21 protein-coding genes and 3 pseudogenes are annotated in these 21,898 nt (G+C 62.4%); 14 read left to right on the top strand and 10 right to left on the bottom strand.

What is annotated here, in order from left to right:
• Window positions 1–20 precede the first annotated feature (20 nt).
• A pseudogene (locus tag AC1MLZ_RS19610) lies at window positions 21–119 on the top strand (IS5/IS1182 family transposase); the annotation flags it as partial.
• A gap of 864 nt (window positions 120–983) precedes the next feature.
• Here the strand turns inward: AC1MLZ_RS19610 and AC1MLZ_RS19605 are convergent.
• Both AC1MLZ_RS19605 and AC1MLZ_RS19600 read right to left on the bottom strand, forming a co-directional pair.
• A complete protein-coding gene (locus AC1MLZ_RS19605; RefSeq protein WP_480961672.1) occupies window positions 984–1,427 on the bottom strand; it encodes a MarR family winged helix-turn-helix transcriptional regulator in 444 nt (147 codons plus the stop codon).
• A gap of 270 nt (window positions 1,428–1,697) precedes the next feature.
• Complete coding sequence (locus tag AC1MLZ_RS19600) at window positions 1,698–2,642, bottom strand: LysR family transcriptional regulator (protein ID WP_480961671.1); 945 nt, start codon at window positions 2,640–2,642, stop codon at window positions 1,698–1,700.
• A gap of 66 nt (window positions 2,643–2,708) precedes the next feature.
• Here AC1MLZ_RS19600 and AC1MLZ_RS19595 point away from each other — a divergent pair, with 66 nt between their 5' ends.
• The 8 genes and pseudogenes from AC1MLZ_RS19595 to AC1MLZ_RS19560 all read left to right on the top strand — a co-directional run bounded on the left by AC1MLZ_RS19595 (window position 2,709) and on the right by AC1MLZ_RS19560 (window position 11,157).
• Window positions 2,709–4,238, top strand: coding sequence for a CoA-acylating methylmalonate-semialdehyde dehydrogenase (locus AC1MLZ_RS19595; protein WP_480961923.1), 1,530 nt, complete (start codon window positions 2,709–2,711; stop codon window positions 4,236–4,238).
• Between the two features lie 5 nt (window positions 4,239–4,243).
• Window positions 4,244–5,386 (top strand): acyl-CoA dehydrogenase family protein, encoded by a 1,143-nt coding sequence (locus AC1MLZ_RS19590; protein ID WP_480961922.1) that lies wholly within the window; start codon window positions 4,244–4,246, stop codon window positions 5,384–5,386.
• Between the two features lie 112 nt (window positions 5,387–5,498).
• Entirely contained in the window at window positions 5,499–6,542 is a 1,044-nt protein-coding gene (locus AC1MLZ_RS19585; protein WP_480961670.1) for an enoyl-CoA hydratase/isomerase family protein, read from the top strand.
• Between the two features lie 101 nt (window positions 6,543–6,643).
• Window positions 6,644–7,420: an enoyl-CoA hydratase gene (locus tag AC1MLZ_RS19580; RefSeq protein ID WP_480961669.1), complete on the top strand. Its 777-nt coding sequence runs from the start codon at window positions 6,644–6,646 to the stop codon at window positions 7,418–7,420.
• Between the two features lie 50 nt (window positions 7,421–7,470).
• Window positions 7,471–8,361 carry a 3-hydroxyisobutyrate dehydrogenase gene (mmsB, locus tag AC1MLZ_RS19575; protein ID WP_480961668.1) on the top strand — a complete coding sequence of 297 codons (891 nt, stop codon included), beginning with the start codon at window positions 7,471–7,473 and terminating at the stop codon, window positions 8,359–8,361.
• A 55-nt stretch (window positions 8,362–8,416) separates the two neighbouring features.
• On the top strand, window positions 8,417–9,124 hold the full coding sequence (locus tag AC1MLZ_RS19570; protein WP_480961667.1) for a CoA transferase subunit A: 708 nt from the start codon (window positions 8,417–8,419) through the stop codon (window positions 9,122–9,124).
• Window positions 9,124–9,771 carry a 3-oxoacid CoA-transferase subunit B gene (locus AC1MLZ_RS19565; RefSeq protein WP_480961666.1) on the top strand — a complete coding sequence of 216 codons (648 nt, stop codon included), beginning with the start codon at window positions 9,124–9,126 and terminating at the stop codon, window positions 9,769–9,771. The genes AC1MLZ_RS19570 and AC1MLZ_RS19565 overlap by 1 nt, the downstream gene beginning before the upstream one ends.
• 218 nt (window positions 9,772–9,989) lie before the next feature.
• Window positions 9,990–11,157: pseudogene (locus AC1MLZ_RS19560) on the top strand (acetyl-CoA C-acetyltransferase).
• A 5-nt stretch (window positions 11,158–11,162) separates the two neighbouring features.
• On the opposite strand, the pseudogene AC1MLZ_RS19555 reads toward AC1MLZ_RS19560, so the two are convergent.
• The 4 genes and pseudogenes from AC1MLZ_RS19555 to AC1MLZ_RS19540 form a co-directional block, all read right to left on the bottom strand.
• Window positions 11,163–11,387 (bottom strand): annotated as a pseudogene (locus tag AC1MLZ_RS19555) (IS481 family transposase); the annotation flags it as partial.
• A gap of 427 nt (window positions 11,388–11,814) precedes the next feature.
• Complete coding sequence (locus AC1MLZ_RS19550; protein WP_480961665.1) at window positions 11,815–12,024, bottom strand: hypothetical protein; 210 nt, start codon at window positions 12,022–12,024, stop codon at window positions 11,815–11,817.
• A gap of 109 nt (window positions 12,025–12,133) precedes the next feature.
• Window positions 12,134–13,324, bottom strand: coding sequence for an acetyl-CoA C-acyltransferase (locus AC1MLZ_RS19545; RefSeq protein WP_480961664.1), 1,191 nt, complete (start codon window positions 13,322–13,324; stop codon window positions 12,134–12,136).
• 19 nt (window positions 13,325–13,343) lie between these two features.
• Entirely contained in the window at window positions 13,344–13,466 is a 123-nt protein-coding gene (locus AC1MLZ_RS19540; RefSeq protein WP_480961663.1) for a hypothetical protein, read from the bottom strand.
• Between the two features lie 123 nt (window positions 13,467–13,589).
• On the opposite strand from AC1MLZ_RS19540, the gene AC1MLZ_RS19535 reads away from it, so the two are divergent.
• Entirely contained in the window at window positions 13,590–14,180 is a 591-nt protein-coding gene (locus AC1MLZ_RS19535) for a TetR/AcrR family transcriptional regulator (RefSeq protein WP_480961662.1), read from the top strand.
• 13 nt (window positions 14,181–14,193) lie between these two features.
• Here AC1MLZ_RS19535 and AC1MLZ_RS19530 read toward each other — a convergent pair whose 3' ends face one another.
• The 3 genes from AC1MLZ_RS19530 to AC1MLZ_RS19520 are packed head-to-tail and all read right to left on the bottom strand — an operon-like array spanning window position 14,194 to window position 15,285.
• Window positions 14,194–14,322 carry an oxidoreductase C-terminal domain-containing protein gene (locus AC1MLZ_RS19530; protein WP_480961921.1) on the bottom strand — a complete coding sequence of 43 codons (129 nt, stop codon included), beginning with the start codon at window positions 14,320–14,322 and terminating at the stop codon, window positions 14,194–14,196.
• Window positions 14,323–14,348: 26 nt separating this feature from the next.
• Window positions 14,349–14,975, bottom strand: coding sequence for an SOS response-associated peptidase (locus tag AC1MLZ_RS19525; RefSeq protein WP_480961661.1), 627 nt, complete (start codon window positions 14,973–14,975; stop codon window positions 14,349–14,351).
• A gap of 46 nt (window positions 14,976–15,021) precedes the next feature.
• On the bottom strand, window positions 15,022–15,285 hold the full coding sequence (locus tag AC1MLZ_RS19520; RefSeq protein WP_480961920.1) for an HU family DNA-binding protein: 264 nt from the start codon (window positions 15,283–15,285) through the stop codon (window positions 15,022–15,024).
• Window positions 15,286–15,331: 46 nt separating this feature from the next.
• Between AC1MLZ_RS19520 and AC1MLZ_RS19515 the strand changes: the two genes are divergently transcribed.
• A complete protein-coding gene (locus tag AC1MLZ_RS19515) occupies window positions 15,332–15,508 on the top strand; it encodes a hypothetical protein (RefSeq protein WP_480961660.1) in 177 nt (58 codons plus the stop codon).
• On the opposite strand, the gene AC1MLZ_RS19510 is transcribed toward AC1MLZ_RS19515, so the two are convergent.
• On the bottom strand, window positions 15,505–15,951 hold the full coding sequence (locus AC1MLZ_RS19510; RefSeq protein WP_480961659.1) for a hypothetical protein: 447 nt from the start codon (window positions 15,949–15,951) through the stop codon (window positions 15,505–15,507). The two genes, AC1MLZ_RS19515 and AC1MLZ_RS19510, sit on opposite strands and share 4 nt — an antisense overlap.
• Before the next feature lie 195 nt (window positions 15,952–16,146).
• Here AC1MLZ_RS19510 and AC1MLZ_RS19505 point away from each other — a divergent pair, with 195 nt between their 5' ends.
• From AC1MLZ_RS19505 to AC1MLZ_RS19495, 3 genes are all read left to right on the top strand, one after another.
• On the top strand, window positions 16,147–16,908 hold the full coding sequence (locus AC1MLZ_RS19505) for an ImuA family protein (protein ID WP_480961919.1): 762 nt from the start codon (window positions 16,147–16,149) through the stop codon (window positions 16,906–16,908).
• 163 nt (window positions 16,909–17,071) lie between these two features.
• Window positions 17,072–18,616 carry a Y-family DNA polymerase gene (locus tag AC1MLZ_RS19500; protein WP_480961918.1) on the top strand — a complete coding sequence of 515 codons (1,545 nt, stop codon included), beginning with the start codon at window positions 17,072–17,074 and terminating at the stop codon, window positions 18,614–18,616.
• Window positions 18,613–21,876: an error-prone DNA polymerase gene (locus tag AC1MLZ_RS19495; RefSeq protein WP_480961658.1), complete on the top strand. Its 3,264-nt coding sequence runs from the start codon at window positions 18,613–18,615 to the stop codon at window positions 21,874–21,876. Before AC1MLZ_RS19500 ends, AC1MLZ_RS19495 begins: the two co-directional genes overlap by 4 nt.
• The last annotated feature ends 22 nt before the right edge of the window (window positions 21,877–21,898 follow it).

The raw sequence follows: 21,898 nt of genomic DNA, 5'->3' as shown, positions 1-21,898 counted from the left end.
CCGAGGGAGGCCGCGGCGAGTACACCCGTGCGGCTGCGCTGCTGGACGATCTGTCCAAAGCGCATTTGCTGCTCGGGAACCGCGGCTACGACGCCGGCTCGCTCAGGGATGCTTGCAAGCAAAGTGTAGATCGGCGCCGAAAGTGGGGACCATGTTGACCAAGTTATTAAATCTACGTCGAAGCTTAACATAGCCAGGGTTCCCCAATCTGTCGATCTGGCACCCATGCTCTCCAAAGGATTACTGGTAGTTGCCTCGCTCAGAAGAGATTCCACTTTCGGCGCTGATCCACATAAGTCAGGTTGAATCAGGAATGCGTTGAGCCGTTGGCGTGCAGTGACTGCCGGCCTTTAGGGAGGACTCAAACGCTCTTTGTACTCTAGTCTGGGGGCGTGCACGAATTCACTATGAACGGGAGATCGGGTCGTGAGTCATTACCGATACGGGCACAAAAACCCCGAACGGCAAGCGGAAATTCGCCACGAATATGTCAAATGCCTCGCACCGGTCCTCCGATATAAAACGCCTTATTGACGATCACGTTGCACGCACGAACGATGAGCTGGGCGCTAACTACAACTTGCGTTAAACACGATTGATGGTTGCTGACGTTCCCCGTATCCTGAAGCGGGGCAGGGTGTTCATGTATCCGCGCGATGTACGAAAAACCGGTCAGTAAGCTGCGTTTGACGTGCGAAGGTAACTCAACGGCCATGCTGATGGAGTAAGCCGGAGACTCGATTAGCAACGGCAAGACGCGGATATGTCTAGCGTTCGGTCTGCCTTGCACCAGCCCATCGACCTTATTATGGGCGATTCAGCGAACGTCGAATCTGTTACGCTCGCCTACCAGCAATAGTAGCTTCTGCTATCGGAGCACTGACTGACTTTCTTGATAAGGAACGACGATCGAGAAGATCACCCGTCCCGCCAGGATTGTCATTCCAGACGGCTCTTAGAGAGCGTGTCTAGTTCCAGTCTCATTATCCGGCTCTGGTCGGACGATCATTGAAGGTCAAAAAATCCTCATGTGCCGCTGGGCTCATAAGATGCTGCATCAACGTCCAGTAGCCTTCGACGGCCGATTCCCCAGCAGCTGCATATGCACGGGCCATATTTTCCTGAAGCTCGTCGAAAAGAAACCTTTCAAGCTCATAACCTTTGGGCGTTAAGTGTAATAGTTTATTGCGGCGGTCGCTCTCGCCAATACGCGCTTCAACCATATCTCTCTTTTGCAAATCCTTCATCACACGGCCCAAAGACTGCTTAGTTATCCCAAGAAATCCCAGAATTTGGGTTACTGTACCGCCGGGGTTTCTAGACAGTATGTACAGGACGCGGTGGTGCGCACGGCCAAGTCCGTGTTCGGCTAAAGCTTGATCTGCGTGTAACAGATGAGACCTGTGGGCAAACATCAGCAGGTCCATGCCCCCGCGAATCGCATCCGCTCGGAGATATTGTGCAGGTGGTGGAGCAATGATTCTAGGCATGACACGGCTATATAGGACTTGGATGCTGTCGCAATGTGAAGGCGACGAAGTAGTTGCGGGCAAGAGCGCCTAGGTGTTTGACCCCGGGTCTGATGGTGCAAATTCTTCGTTGGAATGGAGGGAAGCCGTACGGGGTAGGTTCGTCACGAGTGGTAGCATGCGATTGGTCGCCACGACGAGGCATGCAGTCCGAGCAGCAACAGCGCGTCAGGTCTGTATGGAATCGGCGACTTCAAACGGTGCCAACGCCCGCTGTTCGGTTGTGACGAGTGCTGTCAGCCAGTCAGTAAAAGCGCGAATGGCTGTGAAGCGCCCGGTATCCTGATGGGTCACAAGCCAGAATGCCCGCTTTATCATGATCTCCGGGAGGATCGCGATCAGGGTAGGATCAGCATCACCGATGAAGCAGGGAAGTACTGCGACGCCTGCACCACTCGCCACCATACGCGCTTGCGCATTGATACTGGATGATCGCAGGCTGGGGCTGCGTGCGCCTGGGACCTCCTCAAGATAGCGGAGCTCGGGAGCGTAGATAATATCTGGTACATAGCCGATCATCCGTCGCGTTCGGAGGTCGGCGCTCGTCTCAATCGGTCCTGTTTCAGCGAGATAGGCAGCCGACGCGTATAGACGTAGCGCATAGTTGGTGAGCTTGCGGGTTTTCAATGGCCCACGCCGGGGACGGGCCAGAAGTACAGCAACATCCGTCTCTCGACGCGTCGGATTCAAGAAGCCGCTGTTGGCTACCAGATCGATGTTCAGCGAGGGATGGTGATTAGCAAAATCAGTCAGATATCGGCTGACGAACCAGGTTCCGAACCCTTCCGCTACGCTTACGCGTACCGTTCCCCTGATACCGTTCTCGCTGTCTGGTGATGCACGCATTTTAGCAGCAATCGCGGCCATCGATTCAGCGCGGGCAAGAAGATCTTCGCCTGCCGACGTCAATGTCTGCCCCTCAATGCTTTGTTCGAACAACCGTTGTCCGATAGCTTGCTCAAGTCGCCTGAGGCGGCGACCCACCGTTGTCGCGTCAATCCCCAAAGTTGCGGCAGCGCGGCCAAGTTGGTGCGCACGCGCCACTTCAAGAAAGATCGGTAGATCGCTCCAGTCCATCACCTGCAAATATGCAGGCGCGACCTGCATGTCCATAGCTTGATGTCGCGACTTCAAAGTGTTGTAGCGTTTCCAACTTAGGAGAACCTCATGGCAACCCAAATCCGTAGCATCGAACATCTGATCGCAGGCGCCAGCCCCACCGCAGGCGGGCGGCGTGGCGACGTGTTTGATCCCAACACCGGGCTGGTGCAGGCGAGCGTCGTACTCGGCACGCAGGCCGATCTCGATCTGGCGGTTGCAGCCGCGCAAAAGGCACAGCCGGGCTGGGCTGCGACCAACCCACAGCGCCGGGCGCGTGTGATGTTCGAGTTCAAGCGGCTCGTCGAAGCGAACATGGACGAGCTGGCGCATATGCTCTCGTCCGAGCACGGCAAGGTAATCGCGGACTCGAAGGGCGATATCCAGCGCGGGCTTGAGGTGATCGAATTCTGCTGCGGCATTCCGCACATTCTGAAGGGCGAATATACCCAAGGAGCCGGGCCAGGGATCGACGTCTATTCGATGCGTCAGCCACTGGGCATCGGCGCAGGCATCACGCCGTTCAACTTTCCGGGGATGATACCGCTGTGGATGAGCGGCGTCGCCATTGCGACGGGTAACGCGTTCATCATGAAGCCGAGCGAACGCGATCCGAGCGTCCCAGTCCGGCTGGGCGAACTGTTTCTCGAGGCTGGGCTGCCCGCGGGCATTCTGCAGGTTGTGCACGGTGACAAGGAGATGGTTGACGCAATCCTCGATCATCCAGCGATCAGCGCGGTGAGCTTTGTCGGCTCGTCTGACATTGCGCATTACGTCTACAAGCGGGGCGTCGCGGCGGGCAAGCGCGTGCAGGCAATGGGCGGGGCCAAGAACCACGGCATCGTCATGCCTGATGCGGACCTTGACCAGGTGGTCGCGGATCTGTCGGGTGCAGCGTTCGGCAGCGCGGGCGAACGCTGCATGGCGCTGCCTGTGGTTGTGCCGGTGGGCGACAAGACCGCCGAGGCTCTACGTGAGAAGCTTATCCCAGCGATCGCAGCGCTCCGCGTTGGCGTTTCGACCGACAGCGACGCGCATTACGGCCCGGTCGTGACGGCGGTACACAAGGCGCGGATTGAGCAGTGGATACAGACTGGCGTCGATGAGGGCGCGGAACTGGTGGTTGATGGGCGCGGGTTCGAACTGCAAGGACATGAGAAGGGGTTCTTCGTCGGGCCATCGCTGTTCGACCACGTCACCACGGACATGAGCGCATACAAGGAAGAGATTTTCGGCCCCGTGCTGCAGATCGTGCGCGCGAAGGACTTCGACGATGCGGTGCGGCTGCCCAGCGAGCATCAGTACGGCAACGGCGTGGCGATCTTTACGCGCAATGGCCATGCCGCACGCGAGTTTGCCGCTCGCGTGAACGTCGGCATGGTCGGGATCAACGTGCCGATCCCGGTGCCTGTTGCGTACCACACGTTCGGCGGCTGGAAGCGCAGCGCATTCGGCGACACCAACCAGCACGGCATGGAAGGCGTGAAGTTCTGGACCAAGGTCAAGACGATCACGCAGCGCTGGCCCGACGGATCGGCGCTGCCTGCGATGGCGGAGGACGGTGGCCCGGCTCGGAACAATGACGCCTTCGTCATTCCAACGATGGGTTGACGATTGTGACTCAGTTCGACCTGACCGACGACCAGCGTGAGATTCAGGAACTGGCGCGTCGCTTTACCGCCGACCGGATTACGCCGCAGGCTGCCGAGTGGGATGAGAAGCACATCTTCCCGCGCGAGACGATCAGGGAGGCGGCCGAACTCGGCTTTGCAGCCATCTATGTCAGCGAAGAGAGCGGCGGGATCGCTCTTGGACGGCTGGAGGCGGCGCTGATCATGGAGGCGATGGCCTATGGCTGTCCTTCGACGAGCGCGTTCATCAGCATCCACAACATGGCTTCGTGGATGATCGATCGGTTCGGATCGCAAGTGGTCAAGGACAAGTATTTACCGAGCCTCGTGTCGATGGACCGGCTGGCGAGCTATTGCTTGACCGAATCCTCTTCGGGATCCGACGCCGCGGCGCTGAAGACGCGCGCGGTAAAGGACGGTGACGACTGGATAGTGACTGGCTCGAAGCAGTTCATATCCGGCGCCGGTGAGAACGAGGTGTACGTCACGATGGTCCGCACCGGGGCGGAGGGGCCCAAGGGTATTTCTTGCCTAGTGATCGAGAAGGACATGGCGGGCGTCAGCTTCGGCGCGAACGAGAAGAAGCTCGGCTGGCATTCGCAGCCGACGCGGGCCGTGATCTTCGACGGCGTGCGCGTGCCCGGTGAAAATCTGATCGGCCGCGAAGGCGAGGGGTTTCGGATCGCCATGATGGGCCTGGACGGCGGGCGGCTGAACATCGGGGCATGCTCGCTGGGGGGCGCCCAACGGTGCCTGGACGAAGCGATCGGTTACACCAGGGACCGAAAGCAGTTCGGCAAGGCAATCGCCGACTTTCAGAACACGCAGTTCACGCTGGCGGACATGGCAACCGAACTGGAGGCATCGCGCGCGCTGCTCTACATGGCGGCCGCGAAGGTGACCGCCAATGCGCCCGACAAGACCAAGTTCGCGGCGATGGCCAAGCGCCTGGCCACAGATACCGGGTCGAGCGTCGTCGATCGCGCGCTCCAGCTACATGGCGGGTACGGGTACCTGCAGGATTATCCGATCGAGCGGTTCTTGCGCGACTTGCGGGTGCACTCGATCCTTGAGGGGACCAATCAGGTGATGCGGATGATCGTCGGCCGCGAGCTGATCCGGCAATGACCGCGCGCAGCGAACACCCATCTGTCCCCCGCATCCCCTGCGCCGCTGCGCGAACTAACTCTGCACGCAGTTGGGCAGAGGGGACCGGAATGTCTCGCAAAGAGATTACGTCATGACAGACCCGCTTATTGTCGAAATTGATGGCCCCATCGGTCGGATCCGGCTCAATCGACCAAAGGCTATCCATGCGCTGAACCTCGCCATGTGCGACGGCGTGCTTGAGGTGCTCGAAGATTGGCGTTCGACCGCAGCTGTGGAAGCGATCGTGATCGATCACGCCGAGGGACGCGGGTTCTGCGCGGGCGGCGATATCCGGATGCTTGCCGAGAGCGGGGCGAGCGACGGCGTCGCCGCGCGAGCCTTCTTCCATGCCGAATACCGGATGAACCACCGGCTGTTCACCTACGCCAAGCCGATCGTCGCGTTCATGGACGGGATCACGATGGGCGGCGGCGTGGGGCTCGCGCTGCCATGCACCTACCGCGTGGCAACCGAGAACACGAAGTTCGCGATGCCCGAGACCGGGATCGGGCTGTTCCCCGATGTCGGGGGCGGCTGGTATCTGTCACGGCTGCCGGGACGGATAGGGCAATTTCTGGCGCTGACCGGGCACCGGCTCGACGGGGGGGAGTGCCTCGCGCTTGGGTTGGCTACGCATTATCTGCCGAGCACTTCGCTGGACGACGCAAAGGCCCGCATCGGCGCCGCGCCGCAGGGCATCGCCGACGTGCTCAATGCATTCGCGGTTACGCCGCCGGATGCGCGCATACTCGCGCAAGGCGATGCAATCGACCGGTTGTTCGGGTCCGATTCGCTGGAGGACATCTTTGCCGCACTCGATGCGGATGGCGGAGACTGGGCCACGGAGACGCTCGTCACGCTCAAGACCAAGTCGCCGCAGACGATGAAGGTGTCGCTTCGCCTGCTGCGCGAAGGCGCGACAATGATGAACTTTGCCGACGAGATGCGTCAGGAGTATGCGGTTGGAGCGCATATGGTGCAGCGCCACGATTTTATCGAAGGTGTCCGTGCGTTGATCGTCGACAAGGACAATGCGCCGCGCTGGGATCCGTCGACCCCAGAGGCCGTGACCGATCACGTGATCGACCAGATCTTCGCGCCGTTGGCTGAGAACGAGGCCTGGACCCCAGGATAGCGCGTGATCCAGCGGAGGCTGGCATTCCTCTACCGTGTTGGCGGTCCGTACGCCCCACAAGGACCCCGGCCTATGCTGGGGCGACGAATAAGGAGAGTTGAATGGCCGAATACAAAACCATCATCGTCGAACAGCGGGGGGCCGTGACGCTCGTCACGCTCAACCGGCCACAGGCGCTCAACGCGCTCAACTCGCAGATCCTCTCCGAGCTGCTCGCCGCGTTTGCTGCGTTCGACGCGGACGCGACGCAAGGTTGCGCGGTGCTCACCGGCAGCGAGAAGGCGTTTGCGGCCGGCGCCGACATCAAGGAAATGCAGGCGCAAGGCTTTGCCGACATGTACGCCAGCAACTTCTTCGCCGGCTGGGAGCGGTTCACCGCGACGCGTAAACCCGTGATCGCGGCAGTGTCGGGCTTCGCGCTCGGTGGCGGGTGCGAACTGGCAATGATGTGCGACTTCATCCTCGCCGCCGACACGGCCAAATTTGGCCAGCCCGAGATCAAGCTGGCGGTCTCGCCTGGCATGGGTGGATCGCAGCGCCTTACGCGCGCGGTGGGCAAAGCCAAGGCTATGGAGATGTGCCTGACTGGAAGAATGATGGGCGCCGAGGAAGCCGAGCGCGCGGGGCTCGTCAGCCGCATCGTCCCGGCCGCGGATCTGGTCGAGGAGGCGGTGAAGACCGCCATAGCGATCGCCGGGATGGCACCGCTCGCGGTGTTGGCGAACAAGGAAATGGTCAACGCCGCGTTCGAGACAGGGCTTCGCATGGGCGTGCAGTTCGAACGCCGCCTGTTCCACGCGCTGTTCGGGACCGAGGGCCAGAGCGAGGGTATGGCGGCGTTCGTCGAGAAACGTGCAGGGGTCTGGACGGGCAAATGACGCGACGTCGTCACCACTGGGCTGCCTGAGAACCAACATAGGAGAGAGAAATGGCACGCGTCGGATTCATTGGTCTGGGCAACATGGGCGGTGGGATGGCCGCAAACCTTGCGAAAAAGGGGCACGACGTCCGCGCCTATGATCTAAGCGAAGGCGCGCTCGCGCGCGCCAAGGCTGCGGGCTGTTTGCCCGTTGGTTCTGCCGCCGACGCCGCCGAAGGCGCCGACGCAATCGTCACGATGCTGCCGGCCGGCAAGCATGTTGCCGATGTCTATATGACATTGTTCGACGTCGCGTTGCCCTCCGCAATTCTGATCGACTGCTCGACGATTGACGTCGCGACTGCCAAACAGGTAGCTGGTGCTGCGATGGCCAAAGGCCTTGCCGCGGTCGACGCGCCGGTCTCGGGCGGAATCGGCGCGGCGAATGCCGGCACGCTCACCTTCATGGTCGGCGGTGCCGCTGAAGCGTTCGGCCTCGCGCAACCTTTTCTCGCGGACATGGGTAAGGCGGTAATTCATGCCGGCGTGAACGGCGCGGGCCAGGCGGCAAAGATCTGTAACAACATGCTGCTGGGCGCGACGATGGTCGCGACCTGCGAGGCGTTCGTGCTGGCGCAGAAGCTGGGGCTGGATCCGCAGACCTTTTACGACATTTCAAGTGTCTCTTCAGGGCAGAGCTGGTCGATGACGTCTTACGCCCCCCTGCCCGGGGTTGGGCCCGACACGCCGGCTGATCATGACTATCAGGGCGGGTTCGCTGCAGCATTGATGTTGAAGGATTTGCGGCTCGCTATGGCCGCGGCGGCAGACACCCGCGCAGACACACCAATGGGTGCAAAAGCAGCCGAGCGCTACGAGGCGTTCGCGGCTGCCGGGAAGGGCGGCATGGACTTCTCGGCGATTATCCAAACACTCAGCGACGCCGGAGCGGATACCTAGATTTTGCTCCCGATGTTTGGCTGTTCAGATACATAATAGTTCATAGGGGTTTTTTGTGAACAAGATCTTTGGGGATGCTGCCCTTGCCCTGGAGGGCGTGCTGTTCGACGGTATGACGATCTGTGCGGGTGGCTTCGGCCTGTGCGGGATCCCGGAACGACTGATCGACGCGATCGAGGCGTCGGGCGTCAAGGACCTGACCATCGCCAGCAACAATGCCGGGATCGACGGGCAGGGGTTGGGTAAGCTGCTTCGATCCCGTCAGGTCAAGAAGATGATTTCCAGCTATGTCGGCGAGAACAAGGAGTTCGAGCGGCAATATCTGAGCGGCGAGTTGGAGGTCGAGTTCTGCCCGCAGGGAACGCTTGCCGAGCGCTGTCGCGCAGGCGGCGCGGGTATTCCCGGCTTTTATACCAAGACCGGAGTCGGCACACAGGTGGCCGAAGGCAAGGAGGTAAAAACCTTTGACGGGCAGGAGTATATCCTCGAACGCGGCATCCGGGCGGATCTGTCGATGATCAAGGGCTGGAAGGCGGACGAGACGGGCAACCTGATCTTCCGCAAGACCGCACGCAATTTCAACCAGCCAATGGCAACGGCGGGCAAGGTCTGCGTTGCGGAGGTCGAGGAGATCGTACCCATCGGCAGCCTTGATCCCGATGCGATCCACCTGCCCGGGATCTATGTGAACCGGCTGATTATGGGCGGGCAGTACGACAAGAAAATCGAGTTCCGTACAGTGCGCGAACGGGAGACTACATAATGGCTTGGAACCGCAACCAGATGGCGGCACGCGCTGCCCGCGAATTGAAGGATGGCTTTTACGTAAATCTGGGCATTGGCATCCCTACGCTCGTCGCGAACAACATCCCCGAGGGCGTGACGGTGACACTGCAGTCGGAGAACGGCATGCTCGGGATCGGGCCGTTTCCGTACGAGGACGAGGTAGATCCCGACCTGATAAACGCCGGCAAGCAAACGATCAGCGAATTACCGTCCTCGTCGTACTTCAGCTCGGCGGACAGCTTCGCGATGATCCGCGGCGGCCATATCGACCTGACGGTGTTGGGCGCGATGGAGGTCAGCGAAGGCGGCGACATCGCCAACTGGATGATTCCGGGCAAGATGATCAAGGGCATGGGCGGCGCGATGGATCTCGTCGCGGGCGTCAAGCAGATCATCGTGGTGATGGATCACACCGCCAAGGATGGAAGTCCCAAGTTTATTCCTTCCTGCACGTTGCCGCTGACGGGCAAGAACGTCGTCGACATGATCGTCACTGATTTGGCGGTGTTTCAACGCATTAATCACGACAGCTGCTTCAAGCTGATTGAAACGGCACCAGGCGTGCTCGAAGACGAGATTGCAGCAAAGACCTCCGCCCATTACATATCAGGTTTAGAGATCTAAAGCAGCTATGAGGATAAGCCTTTGCTGTCCTTCTACAGCTGATAGTTGCTGGTGCGGTACGTCAATTTTGGAAATACTGGGCAGAGTTTATAGCGAGCAACAGTCCTCTAGGAACTAGCTTAGGGGCTTTAGCTGACGCGGAGATTCCGGCCGGGAAGATACAGATAGCTGAACCGATGCCGGCTGCAACCCGATGCGCCACCCGAGGGAGGATCGAAATGGATATTGTTATCACCGCTGCCAAGCGTACACCTGTTGGCAGCTTCCTCGGCGCGTTCGCCGGGATCCCGGCGCATGAGCTCGGTCGCATCGCGATTGAGGCAGCGCTCGAACAGGCGGGCGTCGCTGGCGAAGACGTGTCAGAAGTGATCATGGGGCAGGTGCTGACCGCGGCACAGGGGCAAAACCCCGCGCGCCAGGCGTCGATGGCTGCGGGCGTGCCGAAGGAAGTGCCTGCGTGGGGCGTCAACCAGGTCTGCGGTTCCGGCCTGCGCCGTTGCCCTGGCATGTCAGGCTATTCAGACAGGCGACGCGACGATCGTCGTCGCGGGCGGCCAAGAATCGATGTCGCTCAGCGCTCACGCCCAGTCGATGCGCGGCGGGCAGAAGATGGGCAATCTCAGCCTCATCGACACCATGGTGAGCGACGGGCTAACCGACGTCTTCAACGGCTACCACATGGGTATCACCGCTGAGAATTTAGCCGAGCTGTATCAGGTGACGCGGGCCGAGCAGGACCAATTTTCCGTCCGTTCGCAAAACCGCGCCGAAGTTGCACGTGGGTCAGGTCGCTTCAAAGACGAGATCGCGACCGTCACGATCAAAGGACGCAAGGGCGACACCGTCGTGGCCGACGACGAATATATTCGTGCGGGCGCGACGATCGACAGCGTATCGGGCGTGAAGCCTGCCTTTAAAAAGGACGGCACTGTGACTGCCGCGAACGCGAGCGGCTTAAATGATGGTGCCGCGGCACTCGTCATCATGAGCCGCGAGGAGGCCGAGCGCCGCGGTTCGCTGGTCCTCGCGACAATCAGGAGTTGGGCATCGGCCGGCGTGGATCCGTCGATCATGGGGATTGGTCCAGTTCCCGCGACGCGGCGCGCGCTCGAGAAGGCAGGCTGGACCGTCGGTGACCTTGAGCTGATCGAGGCGAACGAGGCATTCGCGGCGCAGGCTCTGTCGGTCGGAAAGGAGCTCGGCTGGGACGCCGAGAAGGTCAACGTCAACGGCGGCGCAATAGCGCTTGGCCACCCGATCGGCGCGAGCGGCGCGCGCGTCCTGACCACGTTGATCTACGAAATGACTAAGCAGGACGCGAGGAAAGGCCTCGCGACGTTGTGCATCGGAGGCGGGATGGGCATCGCCATGTGTATCGAGCGCTGATCATGATCGTAGGGGGCTAAGAGAATGAGCGTCTTGAGCCGACGGGCGAAATTGTAGGCCGCTATAGAGTCGGCGAGGTGCACCCGTAGCGGCTCATTGCTCTCATAGTGGAAACGTTTGACGGTCGCTTCCTTGATAATGCGGTTCATCCGCTCGACCTGACCGTGGTCCAGAGATGGTCCGGCTTGGTGGCGGTACTAAATGTCGTTTGCCTCGCAGATCATGTCGAAGCGCATCTGCCGCGACCAGGCGGTATTGCGGTTATGGGGTGCTCTGAAAACTGTATGCCATTATCGGTCAGGATCGTACGGATCCGGTAAGATATGGTATTTAGCAGATGTTTGAGAAACTTCCAGGCCGTCCGCGTGTCAGCCTTGTCGACCAACTGTGTCACCGCGAGCTTGCTGGTACGGTCGATGTCTACGAACAGATATAGCTCGCCTTGGGCAATTGCAACTCGGCAATGTCCATGTCGAAGGTCCGATGGGGTAGCGCTTGAAGCGCTACCCCATCGGACCTTCGACTTCGCTCAGGAGAACCTTGTCCCCCTTGATGTCCGGCAAACAAGATTGTCCTGCCGCTGCAGGCAACGGTGCATTGCTGAGCGCGTCGGATGTGGTGATCTCCTTCAGCAGCGCCGGCAGGCGGTCGCCAGCATCACCGAACGACGCGATATCTCCGCCCACACAGAAGAACCGCCCGCTGCCGGTCAGCCAGTACGCAGCGTGCCGCCGGGTTTTCGTCGCAGGTGATCGCCGCTTCCATCAGTTCGCGGGCGAGGGGGATGGCGACTGCGTTGGCCGACTCCGGACGGTCGAGCGTGAGCGTCACGACCGCGCCATCCCGCTCGACCCGGAGCCCGGTCATTTCAAGGCAATCCCCTCGGATCCACTCTCCTGATAGGGCAGGAGCCAACGGTCACGGACGCCAGCGGCCGTAAATCTGGATTCCCGCATGCGCAGGAAAACGGCGCAGATCACGCTTGGATTAGTTCGACAGCGACCGCGGTCGCCTCGCCGCCGCCGATGCAGAGCGCCGCAACACCCTTGTTCAGGCCACGCAACTTTAGCGCGGCGACCAGCGTGGCGATGATCCGCGCGCCGCTCGCGCCGATCGGATGGCCGAGCGCGGTCGCCCCGCCGTTGACGTTGAGCTTCTCGCGCGGAATGCCTAGTTCGCGCATCGCGATCATCGCGACGGTCGCGAACGCCTCGTTCACCTCGAACAGATCGACCTCCTCGACACCCCAGCCGGCCCGGTCGAGCACCTTCCGGATCGCTGAAACGGGTGCGGTCGTGAACAGCGCGGGGGCATGAGCGTGCGCCGCAGTGGCGACGATCCGCGCCTCCTGGCTCAACCCAAGCTTCTCGGCGACGCTCGCGCGGGTCAGCACGAGTGCGGCGGCGCCGTCCGAGATCGAGGCCGACGTCGCGGCCGTGATCGTGCCGTCCTTGGCGAACGCCGGGCGGAGACCGGGGATCTTCTCGGGCTTAGCCTTGCCCGGCTGCTCGTCCTCGCTGACGATCACGTCGCCGCCACGCGTCTTGACCGTCACAGGAACGACTTCGTCGGCAAAGCCGCCGCCCGTAATCGCCGCGCTGGCGCGCGTCAGGCTTTCGATCGCGAATGCGTCCTGGTCCTCGCGGGTGAACTGGTATTCGCCGGCGGTCTCTTCGGCAAAGGCGCCCATCGGCTTGCCCTTCTCATAGGCGTCCTCGAGGCCGTCCATCATCATCGAATCCGACACGACGTCATGGCCGATCCGCGCGCCCGAGCGATGCTTGGCGAGCAGGAACGGCGCGTTGGTCATGCTTTCCATGCCGCCCGCGATCACGACGTCGACGGTGCCCGCCATCAGCGCCTCGGTTGCCATGATGGTCGCCTGCATGCCCGATCCGCACATCTTGTTGACGGTGGTCGCCTCGACCGAATTGGGTAAACCGGCACCGAGCGCGGCCTGACGCGCAGGCGCCTGGCCAAGACCCGCGGGCAACACGCAGCCCATATAGATCCGGTCAATGATCGCCGGGTCGACTTTGGAGCGGTCGACCGCAGCGCGAACCGCCGTCGAGCCGAGCTCGACTGCGGTGACGCCAGACAACGCACCCTGGAAGCCGCCCATCGGCGTACGGGCATAGCTGGCGATGATGACGGGATCGGTGGACATGCTTCTTCCTTCGTAAGTTTCAGAGCGCGCGGGCGATGACCATCCGCTGGATGTCGGACACAGCGCTTTGCGTTCGGATACGCTCTTGCGAGAACGCGCGCATGGCGTCCTTCACGGCAGTCTGGGTGTCAGTGAGCATCATCGTTGTACGGTCTGGTATGAACTCTACTAGTGGGTAGTTGCGCGCGACGCCGGCCCTGTGTCAAGAAGGGCGATGCCTGCCCCACCTGTTACTCAATCCCCCGCCGCCTCTCCGTTCCCGTCAATGGCGGCGCGCGAGGCGCTGCGGATCGAGAAGCGCGATGCGTTGCTGCGGGCGGCGGTGAAGATGTTCAACGAGCGCGGCTTCCACGCGACCTCGCTCGATGACGTGGCGGCGAGCCTTGGCGTGACCAAACCGGTGATCTATCACTATCTGGGCAACAAGGATCAGGTGCTGTTCGAGTGCGTCCGCATCGGGCTGGAGCAGTTGCGCGGCGCTGCAGAACGGTCCCAGCAGACCGGCGGGGACGGTCTCGACCGGCTAAAGGCGTTCTTGCGGCTCTATGCCGAGGTGACGATGGACGATTTCGGCCGGTGCGTCGTCCGGACGCAAGACGAGGTGCTGTCGTCCAGCGCGCGCAAGGAGTTCCTCGCGCTGAAGACCGAGATTGACGGGACGATGCGCGGCATGATCGAGGAGGCGGTCGCCGACGGATCGGCCGCGGTGAAGGACGTGCGGCTGACAGCGTTCACGCTAGCGGGCGCACTCAATTGGCCCGCGCGCTGGTTCCGCCCGGAGGGGCCGATGTCGGCGCAACAGGTCGCGCACGACATCGTCGAACTTCTGTGTTCAGGGATAAGTCCGACCCGCTGAACGGGCGCCATGGTCAGGCGCTCATGTCCTTCAGCATCACCGCTGCGTCCGCCAACATCGCCGGAGCGACGACCGCGCCGGTCTCGATTAGGTTCCTTCTGTGGACGTAATCCTTAACTGCACCGACACAGTCGAGCCCGATGACTCACCCCTCACGCAGTGAAGTCGTTAAAGACCGACCCGCATCAGTTGTGACGGATAGGAGGCCACAAGATCCTTCAGGTTTTCCCACGGTGCCGATAGCCAACGATCGTAGTCGTCATCATGAAGAACGACAGGCATAGCTTTGGGGTGGATCGGCGCCACGATCGCGTTCGGCTCTGTTGTCAGGAATCCGTACGCATTGCCGCGTTCCGTCGGACGCCAGATGCCGGCAAAGGCGAAGATTGGGCGACTAGGAACGTCGAACCAGTGCAGCGGCTTTTTTCCGTCCTCGCCGGGCGCGATCCCGAACTCGGAAAATGCCGTCACCGGGACCAGACAGCGGCGTGCGGGCGTAGTCAGCATTGACCGCCAGAAGCTGGAACTGAGATTGCGTACGTTGGTCACATACTTGGTAAGTTTGACCGCCGGATCGCGCTTGCTCGGCACCTGGGTTGGCACGCCCCATTCCATCCGCTCGATCTTTCGATCGGCGCAGTCCTGAACGACGACCTGGCCATAGAACGGCGTCTTTTTACCCGTGGGAAAGATGTCGGCAGCCGGGTAGGTCTCGTCCGGCTCGTAGGAAGGGCGGATGCCAAATGTAGCAGCCACGTCGGCCTGCTTCGCCGTCAGCCTGTAACGATTGCACATCCGCGCCTCCCATCGGCGCCGGCGACTGATCGCCGGCCCTCGTTCATCAGAGCTTGTCTTTCAGGCCCTTGGCGGCAGCGAACGAAACCTTTTTCGATGCTGCAATCTTCATCGGCTCGCCCGTGGCGGGGTTACGACCGTCGCGCTCAGTGCGGTCCTTCACGGCAAACTTGCCGAAGCCGGGAATCGAAACTTCTTCGCCCTTCACGGCTGCTGCCGCGATCTGGTCAAACACGGCCGTGATCGCCTTCTTTGCATCGGCATCGTTCGAACCGGTCGCTTCCGCGACGCCCTTAACCAGTTCACTCAGCTCATGCTATTCGTACTCCGTTGGAAACACCGGCGGGACCTTAGCCATGGCGAACGACGAGACAAAGACCGTACTGGACGACGCGAGCGTCGCGGCGGTTCGTCTCATGCTGGATACGCTCGCGGATCACGATGTCGCCGAAGTCTATGAGGCGACTGGAGGGCAGGGGCCGATCGCCGATCTCGCAGCCGAAGCAATGCGGACCCGCAACATCGATCTCTAGCGGCCGGCGATGCGCTCGCGGGTGACGCGCGGATCCTCGTAGAGATCGCGGATTGCTCGGAGCCGAAAGACATTCCACCAGCGCTGCCAGCGATGCTCGGCCGCATCGTGGATCATGTGGCAGCGCTGACATAGCGCTTTGAGGTTCGAAGGCGCGCTGTTGCCAGGATCATGATCGAGGTGCGCGCAGGCCAGGACGACATAGGTCACCCGGACCGACGCCAGCGCGAACCCGGCCTTCATCGAGATCCGCTTGCCGCGGTTCGACCGCCAGCACCGGATATCGGCATCCCACCACCGTCCGTCGCCGAGATGGACCACACGGCGCAGATGCGGCCGGCTGCACCCCTCGCATCGGGAGCCGGCACGATCGAACCGGACCGTTTGCGACAGCTGCCGCCAGTCGATCGGGTAGAGCCAGCGGTTCTCGGGGCGGATCGGCATGACGATTCTATGAGTCACCCAAAATCGAAACGGAAGCGAATAATTCGTGGTTTGTTGCCGCTACGTATATTTTTCGTTCCCTTCGTGAGCCGAGGGGAAAGGCAAGCCTCTTGCCCGGATTGGGACGATCAAAGCGCTTGCAATGTTGGAGATGGTAACGGAACATAAAGGGAACGAGTAGAGTGTAAGAACATGATGTCCCCCGCCTCCGAGTCCCTCGCAACCAGCATTGCTCATCTGCGGACGATCGCCACGCCGGTGACCGACTACCGCGTGCTGCCGTTCGGCGTGGCCGCGATCGACGGCCGGCTTGGGGCTAAGGGTTTGCGTGCCGGCGCACTTCACGAGGCGACGGCGCGCAGCGCGTCGCTCGTGGATGATGCCGCAACGACGCTGTTCCTTGCTGGCATTGCGGCGCGTGAAGCTGCCAATGCCAGCGGCCCTGTGTTGTGGGCCACGTGCCGCACCGACCTGTACGCGCCGGCTTTGGCGCAGGCAGGCCTGTCCTCATCAGATGTCATTTATGCTCAGCCATATGATGACGCGGCGTTGCTCGCCGTGATCGAGGACGCGGTTCGCGACGGGACGCCATCGGCGATCGTCGCAGAGGCAAGCAAGGTGTCGATGGTCGCCACCCGCCGCCTGCAGCTGGTGGCGGCTGAAGCTGACATGCCGGTGCTGCTCCTTCGCCGTCGCCGCGGCCGTGATCAGGATCCTCTTTCCGAACCGTCCGCCGCGTGGACGCGCTGGCGGATCGGCTCCGCGCGTTCGGCACGGTTGGAAGTCGCGGGTGTAGGAAGAGCGAGATGGTCGGTCGAACTGGCGCGGCAGCGCGGCGGTGAGGGCTTTTCCCTGATAGTGGAGGGCAGCGATGAGACGGGTCGTCTCGCTGTTCCTGCCGAACTTAGCCATCGAGCGGCTGAGACGGCTGGAACGGCCCGCTACGCGGCTGCCTGAGCGGCCCGCCCTGCAACAGCCGGTCGACGACGATCCGGGTGCCTGTTCGGTGCCGCGGGGCGGCGGATGGCGGCCTGGTGCCCGTTGGGCGCGAGAGGGTGCGCAATCACGTGGTGACGTTGAGGCGCAGATCGCCGCGCTACCAGTCCATGCAAAGCCGCCCATGCGCGAGCTTGGTCGGCGATCGGAAGCAGCCAATCATCCCTATAAATCGGCGAACCCGTCGAAGCCGATAGTTTCTGCATCGCGTCTTAATATTAAAATCACCGTATCTGCACCGCTTGCCTTGGTTGGAAAGGTTGGGCGACGCGAGGAGGTGGTTGCTGCTTGCACAGGCGCGCAGGCTCTCGGCATTCACGCAGGCATGGCGGCTACGCACGCCCGCGCGCTGGTGTCAGATCTCGACTTTCGTCCGGCCGATCCTGAAGCCGACGCCGCGCTACTCGATCGCCTTGCGCTGCTGGCTGTTCGACGCTGGTCGCCGATTGCGGCAGTGACGCCGGCAGACGGGATTTGGATCGATCTTGCCGGCTGCGATCATCTTCATGGCGGAGAAGAGCGGTTCTGCGGTCGCCTGCTGGCTTTCTGCCGTCGCGCCGGCTTCACAGCCCGTGTTGCGGTAGCCGACACGCCAGGCGCTGCGCACGCGCTGGCCCGCTTCGGAAAGGACGATCTTACCCGCGTCGAACCACGCGGAACGGTAGAGGCGCTGAGCCCATTGCCGGTCGCCGCGCTGCGCCTGGGACCGACGGCGCTCACTGCGGCGCGCAAGTTCGGCTTTGAGCGGATCGCGGATCTCCTGCCGGTCGCGCGCGGGCCGTTGGCACGACGGCTTGGCTTGGCCGCCATCACTCGCCTCGATCAGGCTCTAGGTGGGATGGCAGAGCCGATCACGCCGCGCGAGGATGCGGAGGTGCCAGCCGTCGAGCGTCGGCTACTGGAGCCGATTAGCACAGCCGAGGCGATCGAGCAGGTCATGGGCGACCTCCTGCGCGACCTTGCGGAGCTGCTGCAGACCAAGGGGCTTGGTGCCAGGTCGCTGCGCCTGACTGGCCTGTGCGTCGACGGCAGCGAGCAGATCGTCGCGGTCGGCACATCTCGGCCGACCCGCGAGGTCTCACATCTCCTGCGGCTGCTGAAGCTGCGCATCGAGCGCATCGACCCAGGCATGGGGCTTGAACAATTCTGGCTGGTGGCGCCGCACACCGAGCCGCTCGATGCGGTCGACCTCGGTGCTGTCCTCGCCGGCGAGACATTGGTGCGCGATCCGTCGCGGCTGGTCGACCTCATCGCCGGACGGATCGGGGGGAACGCCGTCTTCCGCATAGCGCCCGTCGAAAGCCATGTCCCTGAGCGGGCCGTTGTCCGCTCCGATCCAAACCTCGTGCCGGGAAGCTGGCCGAGTTGGCAACGCCCGATCCGTCTCTTTGCGCATCCAGAGCCACTACACCGGGTCATGGCGCTAATGCCCGACCAGCCACCGAAACGGTTCGAGTGGAGGGGCAAGACGTACAAAGTCGTCGCCGGCGACGGACCGGAGCGTGTCCACGGCGAATGGTGGCGGCGCGACGCCGAGGTATGGGCGGTCCGCGACTATTACCGGGTCGAGGACGAGGCAGGAGGTCGTTACTGGGTCTTCCGCAGGGGTGACGGCTTCAAGGACGACACGGGCGATCTGTCCTGGTGGATGCACGGGGTCTTTGGATGACCCACTATGTCGAGCTTCAGGTGCTGACGCACTTTTCGCTGTTGCGCGGCGCGTCCAGCCCCGACGAGCTGTTCGCGGCTGCTGCGCTGCTTGGGTATCCCTCGATCGGGATCAGCGACATCGGCACCGTGGCCGGCGTCGTGCGTGCGTGGGAAGCGCAGAAGGCGACAGGCGTCCGCTCGATCGCCGGCACGCGCGTCGATCTGTCCTGCGGCCGACGCCTGCTGCTCTACCCAATCGATCGCTCGGCCTGGTCGCGAATTACGCGACTGCTGACCGTAGGCAAGAAGCGGGCAGGGAAGGGCGGTTGCCTACTGCACTGGCATGATCTGGAGCCATGGTCGGACGGCGTTGTTGCGATTCTGCTGCCGCGCGAGGCGGACGAAGAGAACCTTGCCGCGTTAGTCGACCTGAAGGCGATCTTCGGTCGTCGCGGATATATGGCGCTGTTCCAGCGGCGCCGACCAGGAGACGCAGTTCGGATCGATGCGCTCGCGCGGCAGGCCGGCGGTGCCGGCGTGCGCGCCGTTGTGACAGGCGACGTGCTATATCACGCGCCACACGCGCGGCTGCTGCAGGACGTAGTGACAGCGGTGCGCGAGAAATGCACCGTCGACGAGCTTGGCTATCGCCGTGAGGTGAGCGCCGATCGCGCGCTGAAATCGCCGGACGAAATGGTCCGGCGTTTCCGCGCCTATCCCGACGCGCTGCAGGCAAGCGTCGACATCTCGCGGATATGTACCTTCGATCTCGGCGAGCTTCAGTACCAATACCCGCATGAAAAGCTGATCGATGGGCTAACAGCACAGGAGGCGCTTCAGAAGTTGGCAACCGACGCAGTCGAGCGGATGTTCGATGGCGACGTTCCGCAGGCCTATACCGATCAAATCGCCCATGAGATGCGGCTGATAGGCGAGCTTGGCTATGCGCCGTACTTCCTCACCGTCTACGCGATCGTGCGGGAAGCACGCCGGCGCGGGATTCTTTGTCAGGGGCGAGGCTCGGCCGCCAACTCATGCGTCTGTTTCGTGCTGAGCGTGACCTCGATCGATCCGGTGAAGCACGAGCTGCTGTTCGAGAGGTTCGTCTCAGGGGAGCGGCGCGAGCCTCCGGATATCGACGTCGACTTCGAGCATGAGCGCCGCGAAGAGATCATCCAGTGGATCTACGAGACCTATGGTCGCAATCACTCCGCGCTAACGGCGGTCGTCACGCGCTACAGGGCGCGTGGCGCGGTGCGCGACGTCGGCAAGGCGCTCGGCCTGCCGGAAGACCTCACATCGTCACTGGCGGGGCTGGTCTGGGGCTGGTCAGCCGAAGGCGTGGGCGAGAAGCAGGTCGAAGAACTCAATCTCGATATCGGCGATCGCCGGTTGCGCCTGACGCTGGAGCTGGCGCGCAAGCTGATCGGTGTGCCCCGTCACATGAGCCAGCACCCGGGCGGCTTTGTCCTCACCCATGACCGCCTCGATGACTTGGTGCCGATCGAGCCCGCCGCGATGGACGATCGTCAGATCATCGAGTGGGACAAGGACGACATCGACGCATTGAAGTTCATGAAGGTCGACGTGCTGGGGCTTGGCATGCTCGGCTGCATGAACCGCGCGTTCAATATGCTCGAGGCGGACAAGGGGCTGAGGGTCGGCTTGGCGGACCTGCAGGACGATGATCCCGACGTCTACGCGATGATCTCGAAGGCTGATACGCTCGGCACCTTCCAGATCGAAAGCCGCGCACAGATGTCGATGCTGCCGCGCATGAAGCCACGGCGCTTCTACGACCTCGTCATCCAGGTCGCGATCGTGCGGCCGGGGCCAATCCAGGGCGACATGGTCCATCCCTATCTGCGCCGGCGCGAAGGACTGGAGAAGCCGGAGTATCCGCGGCCGGAATTGCGCGCTGTGCTGGAAAAGACGCTGGGCGTGCCGCTGTTCCAGGAGCAGGCCATGAAGGTCGCGATCGTCGGCGCCGGGTTCACGCCGGCCGAAGCGGATCAGCTGCGCCGCGCGATGGCGACGTTCAAGTTCACGGGCGGCGTGTCGCACTTCAGCGAAAAGCTGATCGGGGGCATGGTCGAGCGCGGTTACCCGCGTGAGTTCGCCGAACGCACCTTCCGCCAGCTTGAAGGTTTCGGCTCGTACGGCTTCCCGGAAAGCCACGCCGCCTCCTTCGCCAAGATTTCCTACGCTTCGTCGTGGATGAAGCATCATCACCCCGATGTGTTCTGCGCGGCACTGATGAACGCGCAGCCGATGGGCTTCTACGCGCCGGCACAGATCGTTCGCGACGCACGCGACCATGGCGTCGTGGTGCGGCCACCTTGCGTCAACGTGAGCCGCTGGGACTGTACGCTGGAACCGTATGGCGGGCGCTATCTAGCTGTCCGACTTGGGCTGCGGCAGATCCGTGGCCTGTCGAACGCCGATGGCGCGAAGATTGTAGGCGCCCGCAGCACCACCATTTTCGAGAGCGTCGAGGACGTATGGCGGCGATCGGGGGTGCCGCGCGCCGCGATCGAGAAGCTGGCTGACGGCGACGCGTTCCACAGCTTCAGCGTCGATCGCCGCCAGGGGCTTTGGAAGGTGAGGGGCCTTGGCGACGCACCGCTGCCGCTATTCGCCGCGGCAGACCGCGTGGCCGAGACGTTCAGCGCAGAAGGCATCGAGCCGGACGTTGAGTTGCGGCCGTTGACTGATGGCCGTGAGGTCATCGAGGACTACCGTGCGCTGCAGCTGTCGCTCCGCGCCCATCCGCTGACGTTCGTGCGCGACGAGTTGGCGCGACGCGGCGTCACCAAATGCGCTGATCTCGCCAACGTTCGCGACGGCCGTCACGTCGAAGTCGCCGGCATTGTCCTGGTCCGACAGAAGCCGGGGTCCGCCAAGGGCGTGCTGTTTATCACGATTGAGGACGAGACCGGGATTGCCAACGGCATCCTCTGGCCGGACCGGTTCGAGGCGCAGCGCCGCACGATCATGTCGGCCTCGATGGTCGGCATGAAAGGGCGGGTCCAGAAGGAAGGCGAGATCATCCATGTTATCTGCGACCGGATCATCGACCATGGCGACCTGCTGCACCGTGTCGGTGACATGTCGTTCCCGCACCGGACTGGCCGCGGTGACGCAGGCCAGCATCCAGGCTCACCTGATCGCGGTGACAAGGGCTGGAAGCCTGAGGCGCGTAACCAATACTGGCCGCCCCACGCGGAAGGCATGGATCCGGAGGAGGTCGTTCGGTTCAAGTCGCACGACTTCCATTAATCCTGTGTCTAAGCTGCCGAGG

The organism is Sphingomonas sp. PEI4 (assembly GCF_056679955.1).
Note: the sequence above shows the minus strand (reverse complement) of the source record. Positions and strands in the feature narration are given on the sequence as shown.